The sequence below is a fragment of the Arthrobacter sp. H5 genome, assembly GCF_000520595.1.
GTDB lineage: Bacteria > Actinomycetota > Actinomycetes > Actinomycetales > Micrococcaceae > Arthrobacter_D.
The window spans coordinates 312703-328014 of record NZ_KI914978.1 but is presented as its reverse complement, the minus strand read 5'-3'; the positions used below and the strand labels follow the sequence as shown (position 1 = coordinate 328014).

At 63.8% G+C, this 15312-nt stretch carries 19 protein-coding genes and 1 riboswitch; of the genes, 18 read left to right on the top strand and 1 reads right to left on the bottom strand.

Annotated features, from left to right (window positions below; translation table 11 throughout):
• The 10 genes from Y708_RS30735 to hisF all read left to right on the top strand — a co-directional run.
• Positions 1-657, top strand: a 657-nt coding sequence (locus Y708_RS30735) for an amino acid--tRNA ligase-related protein (protein ID WP_035775044.1), incomplete at its 5' end; no start/stop codon positions are given.
• An 81-nt stretch (positions 658-738) separates the two neighbouring features.
• Positions 739-884, top strand: a riboswitch (FMN riboswitch).
• 103 nt (positions 885-987) lie between these two features.
• Complete coding sequence (gene pnuC, locus Y708_RS0103345; RefSeq protein WP_028278835.1) at positions 988-1671, top strand: nicotinamide riboside transporter PnuC; 684 nt, start codon at positions 988-990, stop codon at positions 1669-1671.
• Positions 1668-2738, top strand: coding sequence for a bifunctional diaminohydroxyphosphoribosylaminopyrimidine deaminase/5-amino-6-(5-phosphoribosylamino)uracil reductase RibD (ribD, locus tag Y708_RS22535; RefSeq protein ID WP_035775124.1), 1071 nt, complete (start codon positions 1668-1670; stop codon positions 2736-2738). Before pnuC ends, ribD begins: the two co-directional genes overlap by 4 nt.
• A 3-nt stretch (positions 2739-2741) precedes the next feature.
• Complete coding sequence (locus tag Y708_RS0103335; RefSeq protein WP_028278834.1) at positions 2742-3371, top strand: riboflavin synthase; 630 nt, start codon at positions 2742-2744, stop codon at positions 3369-3371.
• Positions 3368-4027, top strand: a complete 660-nt coding sequence (gene ribB / locus Y708_RS0103330; protein ID WP_028278833.1) for a 3,4-dihydroxy-2-butanone-4-phosphate synthase — start codon at positions 3368-3370, stop codon at positions 4025-4027. The genes Y708_RS0103335 and ribB overlap by 4 nt, the downstream gene beginning before the upstream one ends.
• Before the next feature lie 35 nt (positions 4028-4062).
• Complete coding sequence (locus Y708_RS0103325; RefSeq protein ID WP_081746449.1) at positions 4063-4647, top strand: GTP cyclohydrolase II; 585 nt, start codon at positions 4063-4065, stop codon at positions 4645-4647.
• A 27-nt stretch (positions 4648-4674) separates the two neighbouring features.
• Positions 4675-5187: a 6,7-dimethyl-8-ribityllumazine synthase gene (gene ribH, locus Y708_RS0103320; RefSeq protein ID WP_028278831.1), complete on the top strand. Its 513-nt coding sequence runs from the start codon at positions 4675-4677 to the stop codon at positions 5185-5187.
• Between the two features lie 48 nt (positions 5188-5235).
• The gene (locus Y708_RS0103315) at positions 5236-5499 is read left to right on the top strand and encodes a phosphoribosyl-ATP diphosphatase (protein WP_028278830.1); all 264 of its coding nucleotides are present in this window, start codon (positions 5236-5238) and stop codon (positions 5497-5499) included.
• 69 nt (positions 5500-5568) lie between these two features.
• A complete protein-coding gene (gene hisG / locus Y708_RS0103310) occupies positions 5569-6411 on the top strand; it encodes an ATP phosphoribosyltransferase (RefSeq protein WP_028278829.1) in 843 nt (280 codons plus the stop codon).
• Between the two features lie 7 nt (positions 6412-6418).
• Complete coding sequence (gene hisF, locus Y708_RS0103305) at positions 6419-7189, top strand: imidazole glycerol phosphate synthase subunit HisF (RefSeq protein ID WP_028278828.1); 771 nt, start codon at positions 6419-6421, stop codon at positions 7187-7189.
• Positions 7190-7218: 29 nt separating this feature from the next.
• Here hisF and Y708_RS0103300 read toward each other — a convergent pair whose 3' ends face one another.
• On the bottom strand, positions 7219-7863 hold the full coding sequence (locus tag Y708_RS0103300; protein ID WP_028278827.1) for a TIGR03085 family metal-binding protein: 645 nt from the start codon (positions 7861-7863) through the stop codon (positions 7219-7221).
• 135 nt (positions 7864-7998) lie between these two features.
• Here Y708_RS0103300 and hisI point away from each other — a divergent pair, with 135 nt between their 5' ends.
• From hisI to lgt, 8 genes are all read left to right on the top strand, one after another.
• The gene (gene hisI / locus Y708_RS0103295; protein WP_035775042.1) at positions 7999-8400 is read left to right on the top strand and encodes a phosphoribosyl-AMP cyclohydrolase; all 402 of its coding nucleotides are present in this window, start codon (positions 7999-8001) and stop codon (positions 8398-8400) included.
• A 10-nt stretch (positions 8401-8410) separates the two neighbouring features.
• Entirely contained in the window at positions 8411-9976 is a 1566-nt protein-coding gene (locus Y708_RS0103290; RefSeq protein WP_028278825.1) for an anthranilate synthase component I, read from the top strand.
• 2 nt (positions 9977-9978) lie between these two features.
• Positions 9979-10578, top strand: coding sequence for a Trp biosynthesis-associated membrane protein (locus tag Y708_RS0103285; RefSeq protein WP_028278824.1), 600 nt, complete (start codon positions 9979-9981; stop codon positions 10576-10578).
• 75 nt (positions 10579-10653) lie between these two features.
• Positions 10654-10962 (top strand): HGxxPAAW family protein, encoded by a 309-nt coding sequence (locus Y708_RS0103280; RefSeq protein WP_028278823.1) that lies wholly within the window; start codon positions 10654-10656, stop codon positions 10960-10962.
• Positions 10962-11783, top strand: a complete 822-nt coding sequence (trpC, locus tag Y708_RS30730; RefSeq protein WP_028278822.1) for an indole-3-glycerol phosphate synthase TrpC — start codon at positions 10962-10964, stop codon at positions 11781-11783. Before Y708_RS0103280 ends, trpC begins: the two co-directional genes overlap by 1 nt.
• A 60-nt stretch (positions 11784-11843) precedes the next feature.
• On the top strand, positions 11844-13178 hold the full coding sequence (gene trpB, locus Y708_RS30725; protein WP_028278821.1) for a tryptophan synthase subunit beta: 1335 nt from the start codon (positions 11844-11846) through the stop codon (positions 13176-13178).
• A complete protein-coding gene (gene trpA / locus Y708_RS0103265) occupies positions 13175-13975 on the top strand; it encodes a tryptophan synthase subunit alpha (RefSeq protein ID WP_028278820.1) in 801 nt (266 codons plus the stop codon). The genes trpB and trpA overlap by 4 nt, the downstream gene beginning before the upstream one ends.
• A gap of 2 nt (positions 13976-13977) precedes the next feature.
• Positions 13978-15117 (top strand): prolipoprotein diacylglyceryl transferase, encoded by a 1140-nt coding sequence (gene lgt / locus Y708_RS22530; RefSeq protein ID WP_081746438.1) that lies wholly within the window; start codon positions 13978-13980, stop codon positions 15115-15117.
• Positions 15118-15312: the final 195 nt, after the last annotated feature.

Below are 15312 nucleotides of genomic sequence, written 5' to 3'. Positions count from 1 at the left end.
GTGGGCGCCGCACCGGGTGACTGCATCTTCTTCGCTGCGGGAGAGCGGGCACCTTCGCGGGCCCTTCTTGGAGCGGCGCGTGTGGAGATCGGACACCGGACGGATCTCATTGATCCGAACGCGTGGGCGTTTGTCTGGGTGGTTGACGCACCCATGTTCGAACCGGCGTCGGCCGCTGTTGCTGCCGGTGACATCGCGGTGGGCGGGGGAGTATGGACCGCAGTGCACCACGCCTTCACCTCGCCCAAGCCCGAGTTCATGGACACCTTCGACACCGACCCAGAAAACGCACTTGCCTACGCCTACGACATTGTCTGCAACGGCAACGAGATTGGCGGCGGTTCGATCCGTATCCACCAGCGCGATGTGCAGGAACGGGTGTTCTCCGTGATGGGGATCAGCCAGGAGGATGCGCAGGAGAAGTTCGGTTTCCTGCTGGAGGGCTTCAAGTTTGGCGCTCCCCCTCACGGCGGCATCGCTTTCGGCTGGGACCGCGTCGTGGCGCTGCTCGCCGGCACCGATTCCATCCGCGACGTCATCGCATTCCCCAAGTCCGGCGGCGGCTATGATCCGCTGACGGCTGCGCCCGCGCCAATCACCGCGCAGCAGCGCAAGGAAGCAGGGGTCGACTTCAAGCCGGAAAAGGTATCGGTCTAAAGAAGCTGGCTGGAGAACCTGGTGATCTACGCGACGAAGTGTGACAGGGCCTGCCATCGATGTGAAAGAATATCCCTGTACAAACGTGCTCCGGGGTCGGTGTAATTCCGAACCGGCGGTTATAGTCCGCGACCCGTCCGCTGTCCGCGCATCCGCGTGGTGGTGGCCGGTTGAGCCGGTGAAATTCCGGCACCGACAGTTAAAGTCTGGATGGGAGAAGCACGTACAGCTACGGCTGTGCTTTGCTGTCAGCGCTTAATGCGTCGATCAGCCAGCACTTCCGCGCCTGTCGTTACCCCCGGAGCCGCCGCTTGAGGTAGAGGGAACGACATGGATTTTCTGCGGTGGCTCTTTGAAGCCCAGCTACCGGTGGGCGGAAGTTCGCTGCTGGTACGCGAGGTCATGGGCAACATTTTCGGGTTGCTCAGCGCCTTCGGCGGAATGCGCCGAAAAGTCTGGACCTGGCCGGTGGGCATCATCGGAAACGTCCTCTTGCTGACGGTGTTCATGGGCTCCGTCTTTGGCGGCGACAACGCAGCAAACCTCCTTGGCCAGGCCGGCCGGCAGGTGATGTTTATTGCCGTCGCAGTTTATGGCTGGCGTCAATGGCGCGCCTCCAGTAGCGGCGGCGGCCACGCTGTCACCCCACGTTGGGCACCCGCGAAGGCACGCATCGGACTCGTCGCGGGGCTCCTGCTCGGCACCGTGGCACTCACCCCGCTCTTCCGGATGCTGGGCTCCTACGAACCCATCTGGGCCGACTCCTGGACTTTTGTCGGCTCGCTGCTCGCCACCTTTGGTATGGCCAAGGGCTGGGTGGAATTTTGGCTGATCTGGGTGGCCGTGGACATTGTCGGAGTGCCGCTCCTCTTCAGCGCCGGGTACTACGCAACCGCCTTCATGTACCTCTTCTACGGAATCTTCACCCTGATCGGATTCTTTGTCTGGGTGCGTGCGCGGGAGAGCAGCAAACCGCGGGTCGAGGTCCTCCTACCTGATCCAACCCTGAGGTGAACGCCTTGAACACACCCATTACAGCTGCCGAAATGATGGCGATGGAGCATGCCCTGCTCCTCGCAGGTCAGGGAGTGCGCGGCGCCAACCCCCTCGTCGGCGCCGTCGTCCTGGATACGGACGGAGGAATGCTGGGTTCCGGGCGGCACCTCGGCGCAGGAACCCCGCACGCGGAGATTGCCGCGCTGGACGACGCCCGGAGCGCACGTCCCGCCCTCACAGGCTGCACCATGGTGGTCACGCTGGAACCGTGCAACCATACCGGCCGCACAGGCCCCTGCACCGAAGCGATTGCTGCGGCAGGTATCAGCCGTGTGGTCTACTCGGCAGCTGATCCGAATCCGGAGGCAGCTGCTGGCGCGCAATGGCTGGACGCCCGGGGGATCCAGACCACGGGGGGTCTGCTTGCCGATTCCTCGCAGGAACTTAATCGGCGCTGGGCTCTGGCCTTGGGCAGCAGCCGGCCCTTCGTCACGCTCAAGACCGCCCAGACCCTCGATGCGCAGGCTGCCGCCGCCGATGGGTCCAGCCAGTGGATCACCGGACCGCACGCCCGGGCTGACGGTCACGCCATCCGGGGGCGCGCTGATGCAGTCCTGGTGGGCACCGGAACCGTACTCGCGGACAACCCCCGCCTCACGGCACGCGCCCTCGACGGTTCGGACTCTCCGCTTCAGCCAGTGCGCGCTGTGATGGGCATGCGGGACGTTCCCAGGGACGCCGACATCCGCGGCCCTGGATTTGTGCAGCTGCGCACGCACGATCCCCGAGCGGCCCTGTCGGAGCTGCACGCACTCGGCGTGCGGCACGTCCTGATCGAAGGCGGCGCGCAGGTTGCAGGCGCCTTTCTCGCGGCGGGACTGGTGGACGAACTATTTGTCTATGTGGCGCCCATGCTGCTTGGCCAGGGGATCGCCGCTTTCCAGGGACTGGGCATCGGCACCCTCGTCGATGCGCAGGTCTGGCGGCTCGATTCTGATGGCGCCGCCGCTGTGACCCAACTTGGCGACGACGTCCGGCTTCATCTCAAACCCATCGCCGCACCGGCGGATTCGAAAGGCAGCTGACATATGTTCACAGGAATAGTTTCGGAACGGGGCACTGTGGTGTCCCTGGACCTGGCCGGTGACCGCGGCAGCGCCGTCCTGGCCTTCGACGCGCCGCGCTCCGGAGCCGATCTCGAACCTGGCGGATCCATTGCCGTCAACGGCGTGTGCCTCACGGCAACCACAATCATGAACGGCCGCGTCACGGTCGATGTGATGGGGGAAACGCTGACCCGCACAACCACAGGGAGCCTCGGCCCCGGTGGCAGCGTCAACCTGGAACGCTGCGTCCCCGTCACCGGACGGCTGGATGGACACGTTGTCCAGGGCCATGTGGACGGGATCGGCGCCCTCACCGAACGCGAGGATCTTGGCGCGTGGCATCGACTGCGGTTTGAGCTTCCACTGGAGCTGGCCCGGTACGCCGCTGAAAAAGGTTCCATAGCGGTGGACGGGGTGTCCCTTACCGTGACAGCCGTGAGCAGCGCCGGAGCTCCGTCGGCCTGGTTTGAAGTGGGGCTTATCCCCACCACCCTGAACCAGACCGGTCTGGGCGCCAAACAACCCGGCGATGAGGTTAATCTGGAGATGGATGTGCTCGCGAAGTACGCAGAACGCCTGCTCGGCTTTGCCACCACCGGGACCCGGTCATGACCGCCGGCCACCCGGCAGAGCAGGTGCAGGTGAGCCTGGATACCGTCGAATCCGCCGTGGCAGCCGTCGCGGCGGGGGGCGCCGTCGTCGTGGTCGACGATGCCGGGCGCGAGAACGAAGGCGACATCATTTTCGCCGCCCAGTTCGCCACTCCCGAACTAACGGGTTGGACCATTCGGTACTCCTCCGGGGTCCTCTGCGTTCCGATCATGGGCGCGGCGGCCGACCGGTTGAATCTTCCGCCCATGGTCGAGGTCAACCAGGACACCAAGGGCACGGCATACACGGTGTCGTGTGATGCGGCCGATGGGGTGTCCACCGGAATCAGCGCAGGCGACCGGGCACTGACCGCCCGCACTCTCTCGTCTCCGGCCTCCCGCGCATCCGACCTCACCAGGCCGGGACACGTCTTCCCACTCCGTGCGGCAGAGGGCGGGGTCCGCACCCGGCGCGGGCACACGGAAGCCGCCGTCGACCTGTGTTTGCTCGCTGGCCTGGAACCTGCGGCAGTGATCGCGGAGGTAGCCACGGACGACGGCGAAATGATGCGGTTGCCTGGCCTGCGGGATTTTGCCACGCACCACGGGCTGCCCCTCATCTCCATAGAGGATATGGTGCAGTATCTGGTGCTCCACAAGAAGGAGGCGGCGTTGTGACTGCGGTTTCCGGCGGTCCAGTTGTCACCCTTCCGATGTCCGTTGGAAGCTTTGCGGCGCAGGTCTGGACCGATCACGCAACGAAAGTGGAGCACTTGAGCGTCTCCTCGCCGATACCGGCACCGGACTCTTTGCCGGCACTGGTCCGGCTGCACTCCGAATGCCTCACCGGCGACGTTTTCGGTTCCTACCGTTGCGACTGCGGTGAGCAGCTGGAACACGCGCTTGCACTCATTGGCGAGCAGGGTGGAACAGTGATCTACCTGCGCGGCCAGGAGGGACGCGGTATCGGTCTTGCCAATAAGCTCAAGGCGTATGCCCTGCAGGAGTCAGGGTGGGACACCGTCGAGGCCAATGAACAGCTGGGACTCCCTGTCGATGCCCGGGATTATCAGATCGCGGCGGAGATCCTGCGCCAGCTCGGGCTAACCCGCATCCGGCTCCTGAGTAATAACCCGCTGAAAAGCGAACGGCTGATCCACCACGGCATCGACGTCGAAACCATGGTGTCCTCCGAGGTTCCATCACGGGCCGAGAATCACAAGTACCTGCAGACCAAGCGGGACCGGCTAAGCCACAGGTTTTCCCGGTTGGCGGACCACCCGATTCAGCAGAGCTAGACCCTTCCACCACCAAGGAGAAAACACATGAGCGGACACGGCGCTCCAACGCTGGACCTCAGCACCATTGAAATGGGCGGCACGCCCATTCGGATGGCGATTGTTGCCGCGAGCTGGCACACCGAGATCATGGATGGACTGCTCGACGGCGCCCGGCGCGCGGCAGCGGACGCCGGCATCGAGCCGGAAGTCCTGCGAGTCCCGGGCAGCTTCGAGCTGCCAGTGGCAGCCGCGCGGCTGGCACCGCACCATGACGCCGTCGTGGCCCTCGGCGTCGTGATCCGGGGCGGGACGCCGCACTTCGACTATGTCTGCCAGGCGGCGACGTCGGGACTCACCGAGGTGAGCGTGCGCACGGGAGTGCCGATCGGCTTTGGCGTCCTGACCTGCGATACCGAGCAGCAGGGGCTTGACCGCGCAGGGCTGCCGGGATCTGTCGAGGACAAGGGCTATGAGGCCACGGCCGCGGCGCTGGCCACCGCAGCGGTCCTGGCGCCGTGGACCGCGCAGGCGCCGGCCGCAGGGACGAAGGTCACATAGGTGGGCCCGAATGGGGAGGATCCGCGGCGGCCCGGTAACGTTGGCTCAGTGAAATCCTTCGATGCCCTGTTTGCCGAGCTGAGTGAGAAAGCCTCCTCGCGACCTCCGGGGTCGCGCACGGTGGCGGAACTGGAGTCGGGCGTCCATGGGATCGGGAAAAAAATTGTCGAGGAAGCAGCCGAGGTGTGGATGGCTGCCGAGTATGAAACCACCGAAGCCACGGCTGAGGAAATTTCGCAGCTTCTGTATCACCTTCAGGTGCTCATGCTTGCCAAAGGTCTATCGCTGCAGGACGTCTACAAGCATCTGTAGCCGCGCGCCGGGATTATCCGGGCGTGGCACCAGTACAAGACCTCCAAACCTCCGGCTAAAGGAAAACCCATGCTTCGCGTAGCTGTTCCAAACAAAGGCTCCCTCTCTGAATCCGCGTCCGCCATGCTGACGGAATCCGGCTATCGTCAACGCCGCGATACCCGTGAACTGGTCATGGTGGACCCGGAGAACGATATTGAATTCTTCTTCCTCCGTCCGCGCGACATTGCCGTCTACGTAGGCTCCGGCACCCTCGACGTGGGTATCACCGGGCGGGACCTCTTCCTCGATGCGCAGGTTGATGCCGAGGAGCTGCTGCCCCTGGGCTTCGGTGCCTCGACGTTCCGGTTCGCCGGTCCGGTGGGCCACTTCGCCAACGTGTCGGAGCTTGAGGGGAAGCGTCTTGCCACCAGCTACGACGGACTGCTCCGCGCCTTCCTGGCCGAGCGCGGGGTCGACGCCCGGGTTGTCCGGCTGGACGGCGCAGTGGAGTCCTCGGTGCGGCTTGGAGTGGCCGATGCCATCGCCGACGTGGTGGAAACCGGTAACACGCTCAAGGCTGCGGGCATGGAAATCTTCGGAGACCCGATCCTGCGCAGCGAAGCTGTCCTGATTGGCAGGAAGGGCGCCGCTCCCGAAGGCCTCGACATTCTCATCCGACGGCTGCAGGGCGTGCTGGTGGCCAGGCAATACGTTCTGCTGGACTATGACATCCGCAAGGAGCTGGTTGACCGGGCCGCAGCGCTGACGCCCGGGCTCGAATCGCCGACAGTATCCCCGCTGCGGGACTCGGAATGGGTTGCCGTGCGCTCAATGGTCAAGAGCAATAAGACCAACCAGATCATGGATGAGCTCTACGACCTTGGCGCCCGGGCCATCCTTGTCAGCACCATCCACGCCTGCCGGATCTAGGCCGGCCATGACCGTTGCAATCCGGGTCATCCCCTGCCTCGACGTCGACGCCGGCCGCGTGGTCAAGGGTGTCAATTTCGAAGATCTCCGTGACGCCGGGGATCCTGTTGAACTGGCACACCGCTATGACCGGGCAGGCGCCGACGAACTGACCTTTCTCGACGTCACCGCATCCTCGAGCAACCGTGACACCACCTTCGAGGTGGTCGCGCGGACGGCCGAGGAGGTCTTCATCCCGTTGACCGTCGGTGGGGGAGTGCGGGAGATTTCAGATGTTGACCGGCTCCTGCGCTTTGGTGCGGACAAGGCATCCATCAACACCGCCGCCGTCGCGCGTCCGCAAGTCATTGACGAGATCATCACCCACTTTGGTTCCTCGGTTCTGGTGTTGTCCCTCGACGCGAGGAGAACGCACGACGGCGCCACGCCGTCGGGCTTCGAAGTCACCACCCATGGTGGCAGGAAAGGCACCGGTATTGACGCCGTGGCATGGGCCCGGGAAGCCGCGGACCGCGGAGTGGGGGAGATCCTGCTGAACTCCATCGACGCAGACGGCACCAAGCAGGGCTTCGACCTGGAGATGATCCGCGCCGTACGGGCGGCCGTATCGGTGCCGTTGATCGCTTCCGGAGGCGCAGGCTCACCTGTTCACTTCCCGCCGGCCGTTGCCGCCGGAGCGGATGCGGTGCTCGCAGCGTCGGTGTTCCACTTTGGCCCTGTTGACGCGATAGCGCAGGTCAAGAAAGCCATTAGGGATGCAGGATTTCCTGTCCGGTGACCCGGGCGCTGACTGCAGATCAACGCGGGCTATAAACCTACTTCGGCACTGTCCAGGAGTGCGACGGCGTCGGGCTGCCCCTCGAAGGTCACGAGCGCGTGCCGGGTGCGCCCGTGCGCATGCATCAGCAATTCTCCCGGTTCACCGACAATAGCCACCGAAACGGGTGCGCGCTTGGCCACATGCCGCGGTCCGTCCGGACGGACCAGCACAATTCCAAGGTCAACCCCACGGTATAGAATCGCGGCGCGCTTGATGAGTTCATCCCACAGGGCGTTGGAGTATTCCTCGTCTAGCGCGCGGGGTGCCCACCGGCTGCGGGCACGGCGGACGTCCTCAGTGTGGACGAAATACTCGATGAGGTTGGTGCTGGTGTCGATGGAGGGAAACCGCGCCAGGGAGTAGGCGGGATGACCCTTCTGGATGTCCTTGATCAGCTTTGCGTAGCCGTTGACGGACGCAGATTTAGCGGCAAGCGTCCGGGTGGCCTTTTCGGAGACGAGCGCCAGCGGTTTGATCAGCCCGCCCAACGCCACGCTCGGGCGGTGTTCCCTGAGGTACAGGTGAGCCGCGAGTTCCTTGGTCTGCCAGCCGTCGCACAGCGTGGGGGAGTGAGGTCCGGCTGCCAGCAGGGTCTCAGCCAGAACTTCGCGGGAGGGTTCTACAAATCGCATCACTGCTGAAACTAGCACGATACGGCGCTTTTTGGCGCGTGCAAACGCCACTAAGTGACCTGTTGCGCCAATCACACCGATCGTGCCTGCAGCGGGGCGCGGTGCTGCCATTTCCGCCGACTAGAATTGAATGCGATGCCTACACACAGTGAACCTGATCGGACGCACACTTCCAGCCCTTCTTCCGTGATTGGCCCGGAGATCGCCGCCCGCCTCAAGCGCGACGCCGCCGGGCTGGTCGCGGCGGTGGTTCAACAGCACGATTCGGGGGAAGTCCTCATGCTCGGCTGGATGGACGACGAGGCGCTGCACAGAACGCTCACAACCGGCCGCGTGACCTTTTACTCGCGGTCGCGTAGCGAATATTGGCGCAAAGGCGACACCTCAGGGCATGTTCAGTGGGTGAAATCCGTTGCTCTTGACTGCGACGGCGACGCGCTGCTGGTGCGCGTGGATCAGGTGGGTGCGGCCTGCCATACGGGAACACGCACTTGTTTCGACGGCCGCGGGCTGCCCGCCGTCGTCGGTGGAGAGTAGGAAAGCGTAAATGCAGGAGCTTGGAGTAATCAGCCCGGGTCTCGACGAATTCCGGGAACTCGCGCGGGAGCGGAGGGTGGTTCCGGTGCACTTGAAGGTGCTCGCCGACGCCCACACGCCCATAGGGATCTACCGGAAATTGGCGGATGGTCACCCGGGAACCTTCCTGATGGAATCCGCGGCAGTAGGCGGTGTATGGTCGCGCTACTCGTTTATCGGCGCAAACTCACGCGCAACCCTGACCACCCTGAACGGCGAGGCGCACTGGTTGGGTGAGCCGCCGGCAGGCGTGCCTGTTGACGGCAACCCCGTCGAAGCGCTGCGGCTTACGGTGGAGGCGCTGCGCACCCGGCGCTTTGAGGAGCTTCCACCGTTCACCTCCGGCATGGTGGGGTTCATCGGCTGGGAATCCGTGCGCCACTGGGAGCGGCTCACTTCTCCGCCGGAGGATGACCTGGACCTGCCCGAACTGGCCATGAGCGTTGTCGCCGACATGGCCATTCATGACAATTCGGAGGGCACCGTCACGTTGGTGGCGAACGCCATTAACTTTGACGATTCACCCGAGCGCGCCGATCAGGCCTGGCATGACGCCGTCGAACGTGTCACAGCGATGCTTGAGCGTCTCGGCGCCGCGGCCGAGCAACCCGTCTCAATCCTGAAGAACGGCACAGTGGACAGCAATGCACTCATGTCCACCGTCCGCGAACGGTGGAATGAGGACCAGTACCTCGCGGCCATCGATCGCGGCAAGGAGGCCATCGTGGACGGTGAGGTGTTCCAGGTGGTCATCTCGCGCCGCTTTGAAATCGACTGCGATGCATCGGCGCTGGACGTCTACCGGGTACTGCGTAACACGAACCCCAGTCCTTATATGTATCTGTTCAGCATGGCCGACGCCGGTGGAAGGGAATACTCGATTGTGGGGTCCTCACCCGAAGCGCTGGTGACCGTCAACGGCGATGAGGTCATCACGCATCCCATTGCAGGGTCCCGCCCGCGGGGAAAGACCGTGGAGCATGACCGTGCGTTGGCGGAGGAACTGCTGGCGGACGAGAAGGAACGCGCCGAGCATCTCATGCTGGTGGACCTTGCCCGCAATGACATCTCAAAAGTCTGCACCCCCGGTACGGTGGATGTGACCCAGTTCATGGAGGTGGAGCGGTTCAGCCACATCATGCACCTGGTCTCCACCGTAGTCGGGCAGTTGGAGCCTTCCAAATCGGCCTACGATGTGCTTGCTGCAACCTTCCCGGCTGGGACTCTGTCAGGCGCTCCGAAGCCCCGGGCATTGAGGCTCCTGGACGAACTGGAGCCTCATCGGCGCGGAATCTATGGCGGTGTGGTGGGTTACCTCGACTTCGCCGGCGACATGGACATGGCGATCGCCATTCGCTCCGCACTGTTGCGCGACGGGCATGCGTATGTTCAGGCAGGCGGAGGAATTGTTGCCGACTCCGACCCCCGCGCTGAGGCGCAGGAGACAGTGAACAAGGCAGCGGCACCGCTGCGCGCGGCACTGATCGCCTCCAGCCTGAAGACAGTGACCCCAACAACAGTGCAGGGACGGACGTAAGGATGGCTGAGAGCAGTACGCCACGCCGACAGCGGAAAGGCACTGTGGTTCTCGCCACAGTGCTGGTTGCGCTTGCCGCGTTCGGCAGCACCACTCAAACCTGGCTTTCGGTGCGGCTTCCGCAGGACGCCGTCCAGACTCCGGTCCAGCAGGTCCCGGGGTCCGACGCCGCCACGTCCGTCACCGCCTTTGCGCTGGTCGCGCTGGCGGCGGCCTTGGCGGGATCCATTTCTGGCCGGGTGGCACGTTGGGTTGTTGCCGTGATCCTGACGGCTGCCGGGGTCGGGATCGTCTGGACAAGTGCAGGCATCCTGGCTGATCCAACTGCCGCCGCCGTTCCGGTGATCGGCGAAACCATTGGAATCAGCAGCGCCGGCGCCGCCGTGGTTGCCCTGACCCCGATGCCCTGGGTGGCTGTCGCCGCCGGCGTCTTACTCATCGCAGCAGCGGCATGGATGGTTGCGGCCGGCAGGAACTGGGGTCGGTCACGACGCTACGAGTCCGCCGCCGTAGCGCCGGCCTCCGCCAGCGAAACCACCGCACATGCCGATGAAATCGACAGCTGGGATAGTTTGAGCAAGGGAGAGGACCCCACCCGTTAGCAGCCGCAACACGGGCAGCTCTTCCACTTAACTAATGGCAGAATGGTCAACAGACCAGTTTCAAGGAGAATCACCATGGCCAAAACGGCGCCCGCACAGAATGCCACTGACGATCAGATGGCCAGCCATTCAGCGATGCATGATGAGACCATCGGCCACGGCAACAGCCCCGCCGCATGGACCTGCGTATTTGTGATGCTGGGTGGTGGTGCACTGTCATCGTTTGCCTACATCTTCTCCAGCACCGAGGGTAACTTCGCGGCCGGGACAGTTCTGTTCTGGGTGGGAATCGCGGTGATGCTCATGGGGCTCGTCGTGGGCTTCGTGCTGAAAAGGGTCGGCTATGGCGTCGGCGGACACAAACTGAAGAACCCCAGCCACTAGTGAGTGTCCTCGACGACATCATTGTTGGCGTCCGGGAGGACCTTGAGGTCCGTAGGCGCGCACTTCCCATAGAAAAACTACGCCCGCTGGCGGACGCCGCCGCAGCACCCCGGGACGCCTTGGCGGCCCTGCGTTCCGACGGCACAAGGGTCTCACTGATTGCTGAAGTCAAGCGCCGGAGTCCTTCCAAGGGGAGCCTCTCCGAGATCGCCGATCCTGCGGAGCTTGCCGCGGCGTACGAGCGCGGAGGCGCCGCCGTCGTCAGCGTACTCACTGAGGAGCGCCGCTTTGGCGGGTCCCTGGCCGACCTCGACGCCGTCCGTTCCGCAGTTGAGCTCCCGATCCTGCGCAAAGATTTCACGGTTGACGAGTACCAGATCTGGGAGGCCCGCGCCCATGGCGCCGACCTGGTGCTGCTGATTGTCGCCGCGCTGTCGGACGAGGACCTCATCCGGTTCCTGGACCTAACGCACCAACTGGGGATGAACGCCCTGGTGGAGGCCCACACCGCGCAGGAAGTGGAGCGGGCTGTCCGGGTTGGCGCCCGCATTATCGGGGTCAACGTCAGGAACCTGCTGACGCTCGGTATTGACAGGTCGGTGTTCTCCCGCCTGGTCTCCGGGATTCCCACAGATGCCGTGATTGTTGCCGAATCAGGCGTCCGGGACCGGGCCGACGTCGAGCAGTTCGCCTCCGACGGCGCCTCCGCCGTACTCGTGGGCGAGGCGCTTGTCCGGCATAACAATCCGGAAGCGACCGTCGCGGAATTTACCGCCGCCGCCAGCATGGTGCGCACGGCATTGCTCAAGAACTCCAGGTAGCCCATAGGCAGCGGTGACCGCGATCCGCAGCCGATCAGCCCACTAAGGACAAGCAGGTTCATGACTGACACCCAACCGCCGGAGGCGGCACGCCCCGGACAGACAGCCGACAACACAGCTGACGCATTCCTCAACGGGGAAAGCCTGCGCCACGCGGGCGGTCCCTACTTTGGCGCCTACGGTGGCAGGTGGATGCCTGAGTCACTGATCGCCGCCTTGGACGAACTCGAGGACACCTTCGAGAAGGCGAAGGCCGACCCGGACTTCACCGCGCAGGTGGCTGAGCTCAATCGAAACTATTCCGGCAGGCCGTCACTGCTGACTGAGGCAAGCCGGTTCGCAGTCCATGCGGGAGGCGTCCGGATCTTCCTCAAGCGGGAGGATCTCAACCACACCGGCTCACACAAGATCAACAATGTCCTGGGCCAGGCGCTGTTGGCCAAGCGCATGGGGAAGACGCGGGTCATCGCGGAAACCGGTGCGGGCCAGCACGGCGTAGCCAGTGCAACGGCGGCCGCCCTGCTGGGGCTCGAATGCGTTGTTTACATGGGAGCGGAGGACTGCCGACGGCAGTCGCTCAATGTCGCCCGCATGCAGTTGCTCGGCGCCGAGGTCATTCCCGTCACCAACGGCTCACAGACCCTCAAGGACGCCATCAACGACGCGCTGAGGGACTGGGTGGCCAATGTGGACACCACCCACTACCTGCTCGGTACCGCTGCCGGGGCGCACCCCTTCCCGGCGATGGTCCGCTACTTCCACGAGGTCATAGGCGAAGAGGCCAGGGAACAGATTCTCGATCAGACGGGGCGGCTTCCGGACGCGGTCTGCGCATGCATTGGCGGCGGCTCAAACGCGATCGGCATCTTCCACGGCTTCCTCGACGACCGCGGCGTGGCGCTGTATGGCTTTGAAGCCGGGGGCGACGGCGTTGACACCGGGCGGCACGCGGCCACCATTACGCTCGGCCGGCCCGGTGTGCTTCATGGCGCGCGGTCCTACCTGATGCAGGACGACGACGGCCAGACCATCGAGTCCCACTCCATTTCCGCCGGACTCGATTACCCGGGGGTGGGACCGGAACACTCGTACCTTGCCGACATTGGGCGGGTTGCGTACGAGCCCATCACCGATGCCGAGGCGATGGAAGCATTTCGTCTGCTGTGCCGCACCGAGGGCATCATCCCGGCCATAGAATCCGCGCATGCCCTGGCAGGGGCCATCAAGGTAGGGCAGCGGCTGGCAGCAGACGCAGCCGATCCTTCCCAGTGCCTGGTGCTCGTCAACCTGTCCGGCCGGGGGGACAAGGACGTGGCTACTGCCGCGGAGTGGTTTGACCTTCTCCCCGAGGACAGTCCCGAAGCTGAGATCGGTCAGGAAGGTGAGCAACTGTGAGCACGGCATTGCCGAGCAAGTCCGCCGTAGCCATTGACAGGGCACTCTCTGAAGGCAGGGCGGCCCTCATCGGGTATCTGCCGGCAGGCTTTCCCGATGTGGAAACCACCATCGAGGCCGGTGTCGCGATGGCGGAAAACGGTGTGGATCTGATCGAAATCGGTATCCCGTACTCGGATCCCGTCATGGATGGTCAGGTGATCCAGGAAGCAACCGTCGAGGCGCTGGCCAATGGCTTCACCGTCAATCAGGTCTTCGATGTTGTGGCCGGAATAACTGCGCGGACTGATGCGGCGGTACTGGTCATGACGTATTGGAACCCAGTCATGAGGATGGGCGTACCGGAATTCTCCCGCAGGCTCTCCGAAGCAGGCGGCGCGGGACTCATCACCCCTGACCTGACGCCGGATGAGGCCGGGGAATGGATTGCCGCCTCCGACGAATTCGGCCTGGATCGTGTGTTCCTCGTGGCGCCTTCCACCAGTGCCGAGCGCATGCAGGTGACTGTTGAAGCGAGCCGCGGATTCGTTTATGCGGTATCCATCATGGGTATCACCGGTGCTCGGACATCGGTAAGCACGGCAGCTCGCGAAGTTGTCGCTGCCGCCCATGAGGCCGGCGCCGAGCGGGCCTGTGTGGGACTGGGCGTCTCCACGGCGGACCACGTCCGTGAAATCGCGGAGTATGCCGACGGCGTCATCGTCGGAACCGCACTGGTCGCAGCATTGCGCGACGGCGGAGTGCCTGCGCTGGCCGCGCTGATCCAAGACCTCAGTACCGGAACCCGAAAGAGCTGACAATGTTGACTTCACTGCCTGCCAGTATCCCCAGCCCTCCGCCGGAGTGGGCGAGCTTCAGCCTTGGACCGGTGACCATCCAGGCGTACGCGCTCTGCATTCTGCTTGGGATTATCGTTGCGCTGCTGTTGACTTCCGCACGCTGGAAGCGATTCGGGGGAGATCCGGACGCCATCTGGGACATCGCCATCTGGGCCGTGCCCTTCGGGATTATCGGCGGACGCCTTTACCATGTGTTTTCGTCGCCCGATGCCTACTTTGGTCCTGACGGGGATCTTTCCCGTATTCCCAGGATCTGGGAAGGCGGGCTGGGCATCTGGGGTGCGATCGCCCTTGGTGCTGTTGGAGCCTGGATCGGCTGCCGCCGTGCGGGCGTGCGCCTCGATGCGTTTGCGGATGCCGCGGCACCCGGCGTGTTGCTTGCGCAGGCCATTGGCCGCTGGGGTAACTGGTTCAACCAGGAACTCTTCGGCAGTCCCACCACCTTGCCGTGGGGTCTCGAAATAGATCCAGGCAACGCAAGCTTCCCAGCGGATCTTCCGGCTGACACACTCTTCCACCCGACATTTCTCTACGAATCTCTGTGGAACCTTGCCGGAGTAGCGATCCTGCTGCTTCTTGGCAGGAAGTTCAGCCTCCGGGGTGGGCGTATGTTCTGGCTCTACGCGGCGTATTACACCCTCGGAAGAGTCTGGATCGAAGCACTGCGGATCGACGACGCCGAGATGATCACTTTCTTTGGCGTCACCCAGCGGCTCAACGTCTGGACGAGCATTGTCGTGTTGCTGGTGGCCGTTGCGGTTTTCCTCTACCTGACGGTGAAGCAGCGCGGCATGGACCGCCCATCCGTCTACCTTCCCGGTAGGGAGCCTGCAGTCGACGAGGAGGAAACCGATACGGAGAAGGACGGAAAGCCGGACAGGGAATCACCGATCGGGGGTGACGAAGATGCCGCCTCGCCAAAACACCTGACCGAGGACACCGAAGGTCACGGATCGGCCAAGGACGTCCATCAGCCGGACGAATCAGTCTCCAATGAACGCGATCGTGGTAACCTCTCAGAAACAAAGGGCACTTCAGGCGACTCCGGTTCCCGGACATCCAACGCCGCTGAGCCACGGGAAACAGATTCCCGCAAGTAGTTCTCTGGGCCACCGCCCACCAAGGACTCGCTGTCACAGAGACGTGGCTCCCTTCGGTGCAAAGGCAACTTACCGGTTTGTCTTCAGCGCCGGCTTTTGGACTGATCAGTGATCACTGTCACTGAATTGTTGCCCGCAACGGATGTTGGTGGCGGTCTGTCCAGCCATACAATTTGCATTAGGAATTTCGGCGTG